Source organism: Pseudemcibacter sp. (assembly GCF_965661635.1).
Taxonomy (GTDB): domain Bacteria; phylum Pseudomonadota; class Alphaproteobacteria; order Sphingomonadales; family Emcibacteraceae; genus Pseudemcibacter.
On sequence record NZ_CBFIEP010000169.1, the window covers coordinates 1 to 3,201 of the forward strand.

At 41.4% G+C, this 3,201-nt stretch carries 5 protein-coding genes; 2 read left to right on the forward strand and 3 right to left on the reverse strand.

Translation table 11 applies throughout. The features are described from left to right. The coding region (locus ACTF6W_RS11215) for a ribonuclease HII (RefSeq protein WP_438994633.1) at positions 1 to 431 on the reverse strand (431 nt) is incomplete at its 3' end. A 44-nt stretch (positions 432 to 475) separates the two neighbouring features. On the opposite strand from ACTF6W_RS11215, the gene ACTF6W_RS11220 reads away from it, so the two are divergent. Beyond that, positions 476 to 1,123, forward strand: coding sequence for a TIGR04283 family arsenosugar biosynthesis glycosyltransferase (locus ACTF6W_RS11220; RefSeq protein WP_438994634.1), 648 nt, complete (start codon positions 476 to 478; stop codon positions 1,121 to 1,123). A 1-nt stretch (position 1,124) separates the two neighbouring features. Continuing rightward, positions 1,125 to 1,691 (forward strand): TIGR04282 family arsenosugar biosynthesis glycosyltransferase, encoded by a 567-nt coding sequence (locus ACTF6W_RS11225; protein ID WP_438994635.1) that lies wholly within the window; start codon positions 1,125 to 1,127, stop codon positions 1,689 to 1,691. A gap of 11 nt (positions 1,692 to 1,702) precedes the next feature. Here the strand turns inward: ACTF6W_RS11225 and ACTF6W_RS11230 are convergent, their stop codons facing one another. Together ACTF6W_RS11230 and ACTF6W_RS11235 are read right to left on the reverse strand one after the other, a co-directional pair. After that, the gene (locus ACTF6W_RS11230) at positions 1,703 to 3,001 is read right to left on the reverse strand and encodes a sensor histidine kinase (protein ID WP_438994637.1); all 1,299 of its coding nucleotides are present in this window, start codon (positions 2,999 to 3,001) and stop codon (positions 1,703 to 1,705) included. A gap of 13 nt (positions 3,002 to 3,014) precedes the next feature. After that, positions 3,015 to 3,201: hypothetical protein (locus ACTF6W_RS11235; RefSeq protein ID WP_438994636.1), on the reverse strand; the 187-nt coding region annotated here is incomplete at its 5' end.

Below are 3,201 nucleotides of genomic sequence, written 5' to 3' on the forward strand. Positions count from 1 at the left end.
ATTGAAACGGACTTTTGGTCCCCTTTTATGATGGCCGACGCGGGTGCGTCGAATTGGGGAAGTCGGTTTCCATCTACCAGAATATGATCTACTTTTCGGGGTAAATTTGCGACCGCGCGCTGCATCGCGAGCATGGTTGCATGCAGGATATTAAGCTCATCAATTTCTTCTAAACTTGCTTCACCGAAAGCGCATTCTGCGGTGGCGAGTATCTCTTTTGAAATAATGGCACGTTTTTTGGCATTCAACTTTTTTGAATCGTTTAAGCTGTGGGGAATATTTTCGGGATCAAGGATGACGGCAGCCGTAACCACCGGACCGGCGAGGGGGCCGCGCCCAACTTCATCAACACCGCAAATAATTGCGTCTGGTGCGCCTAATGAACGTTCAATATCAAAGCTAGGTATTTTCAAATCAGTGGTTTTTTTCATAAAGGGACTATAATCTTGGTGAAATAGTTTATAAAGTCCAAAATATGAAACTATCAATCATCATACCCACCTTAAAATTTGATGATCGTCTTGAACGATTGGTCATGAGCATCCCGCAAGAGCTTAGAGAGCGGGTAATTATTGTTAATGGGGGACCGGAGACATATTCATTTAAAGAATTAAATGTAATCAACAGCAATCCGGGACGTGGGTTGCAACTCGCGACGGGTGCCAATTTTGCCAGTGGGGAGTGGTTATTCTTTCTGCATGGCGATAGTCAGCTTCCTAAGAGTTGGTTGAAAGTTTTGGCAAAACATGTTGAACATGATCCTGATAAGGCATTTACCTTTAGACTTAGGTTTGATGATCAGGGGTTCTTTCCAAGGTTACTTGAATATTGGGTACGGTTTCGGTGCTTTGCTTTTGCACTTCCTTACGGCGATCAGGGACTTTTTATATCAAAGGATCTTTATGATGATATCGGCGGTTATAAGGATATGCCATTGATGGAAGACGTGGATATCATTAAACGCATTGGCAGTGCGAGATTAATTGTTGGATCAGATGAGGTTATCACATCAGCGGAGAAATATAATAAATACGGTTATCTATTACGTATGATATGGAATGGCTTTTGTTTGCTTCTTTATAACCTCGGTGTTGATCCCGCAACCATTAAGAAGATTTATTAAGATGCAAAAAGGAACTTTGGTCATATTCGTGAAAGCGCCGCAGATGGGGCGGGTTAAAACGCGTTTGGCGCGTGATATCGGTCAATTTCACGCATGGCGATTTTACCGTAATACCGTGACGGGACTTATCAAACGTGTCGGTGAAGGAAATTGGAACACCGTCCTTTGCGTTTCCCCTGATGGATATAAGGGTACTTTCTTCGATGATAGATATCCTATCATCGCACAAGAGGGCGGAGATCTGGGGCAACGCATGCAGCGGGTTTTTGATACTGTGAATGATGGACCATTGGTCCTTATTGGTGGTGATATTCCTTCCATTAAAAAGTATCATATTGAAAATGCATTTGATGTCTTAAAAGACAGTGACATTACATTTGGCCCCGCGACAGACGGCGGATATTGGATGGTAGGCCAGCGCCGTAGGCGCGCCCGCACTTCGCCATTTCATGATGTCAGATGGTCAACGGAGCATACATTAAGCGACACGGTCGAAAACATTGACCCATCCAATAGAATTAGTTTCACGGATATTTTAAGTGACGTTGATGAAGGTGGGGACCTTTAATTAAGGCTTCATCATTCTGGTGGAACGGGAAGGGTGATGGTGAAGGTGGTGCCTCGGTTGAGTTCGCTTATGACGGAGATGTTGCCGCCGTGGAGTTCTACTAACGCCTGACACAAAGCAAGGCTTAAACCCATATCGCCCGCAAATGTATTGCTGCCAACGGTTGGTTTTGAAAAATGGTCGATCATGATGTTTAAGGCGGTAGGTTCAATGCCAATGCCCGTATCAGATATGGATATTTCAATCATGTTTCTTAATTGGTCGCTGCTAATTTGAATGAGACCGCTGTTTGAATATTTAATGGCATTGTCAATGAGGATCGAAATGATTTTGGTAAATTTCTCTTCTTCGGCAAAAATTGTATAATTGCTTTTTCTTATGTTGAGAGTAAGTCCCTTTTTGCTCGCATCATTTAGGTAAGGGGAACATATTTTATTTATGGCCTGATCTAAATCGATCTGGGCCCCCCTTGCCGTCATCATGCCGGCTTCAATTTTTGATAGATCAAGCATGTCATTAATCAAAGCAAGAAGATTCTTACCGGCTACATCCATTTTAAGGGTGTATTTTGAAAGTTCTGTTAAAGCGCCATCTAGTTTGATTGTGAAGTCTGCTTTCGTAATTTCCTTATTATCCAGTGCATTGATCAATGCTTTTACTTTTGGCATTTTTTCAGGTGTTTTTAATAATGGTGTATAGCCCAGTATAATGGTTAACGGATTTCTGAGTTCCTGAGACATAATATTTAAGAAGTCTGATTTCGTTCGATTCGCTGCTTCGGCTTGCTGGTAGATCTGATGTAAATTGATAAGCAGACCAACGATGACAGCCATATAGCTTAAAATTTTAAGGTAATGACCCATATTTGCCGTTAAATCAAATAGCTCATCGGAAAATGGCATATAGAAAAATTGACAAATAAAATTAAGAAGTAGCGATAAAACCAAACAATATTCAAAGGTGTTCGTTTTCCAATGACCCTTATAATAATATCCCAGCAAAGCGACAGCAAAGAGAATGGCCGGGATAATTTCAAGGGGACGCGCAAGCCCGGATAATGAATAGAGTTCAGGCATAATGGGTGCATAAGTGAAAAATAAGAATGTCGCGATTGTTAGGAATATTGAAATCGCGAGATAATTCTTTTCTTTTTCCAGCTCTGATTTAAATAATTTCTTTTGGTACCGCCAAGCGACATAGCTTAATAGGAGAAATGCTGAAAGAAAGTATCTTGGTGCAAGCCAGCTCCAAGGGAATTGTATTATAATTTCGTCTACCGAAGAGGCCGTTAAGGTTATGTGTGCAGAGATGCCGTGAAAGGCTTCAAAAAAAAGATGTCCCTAAAAAGCCGGTGCCGATAAAGAGGATGATATCATCTTTTTTGGAATAATATCTGACCAGAGCAAGAATACTAATAAAAAGCGCCAGTGAAGTTGATAGTATTTCAATAAGAGAATGGAAGAGCACACTGCTGGGTGTATTAACGTTGTTAAATATCAAATTCAGGGGG

Excerpts from the sequence above, each read along its gene's own strand:
- ACTF6W_RS11220 (WP_438994634.1), top strand. The coding sequence starts at position 476 with ATGAAACTATCAATCATCATACCCACCTTAAAATTTGATGATCGTCTT.
- ACTF6W_RS11225 (WP_438994635.1), top strand. The coding sequence starts at position 1,125 with ATGCAAAAAGGAACTTTGGTCATATTCGTGAAAGCGCCGCAGATGGGG.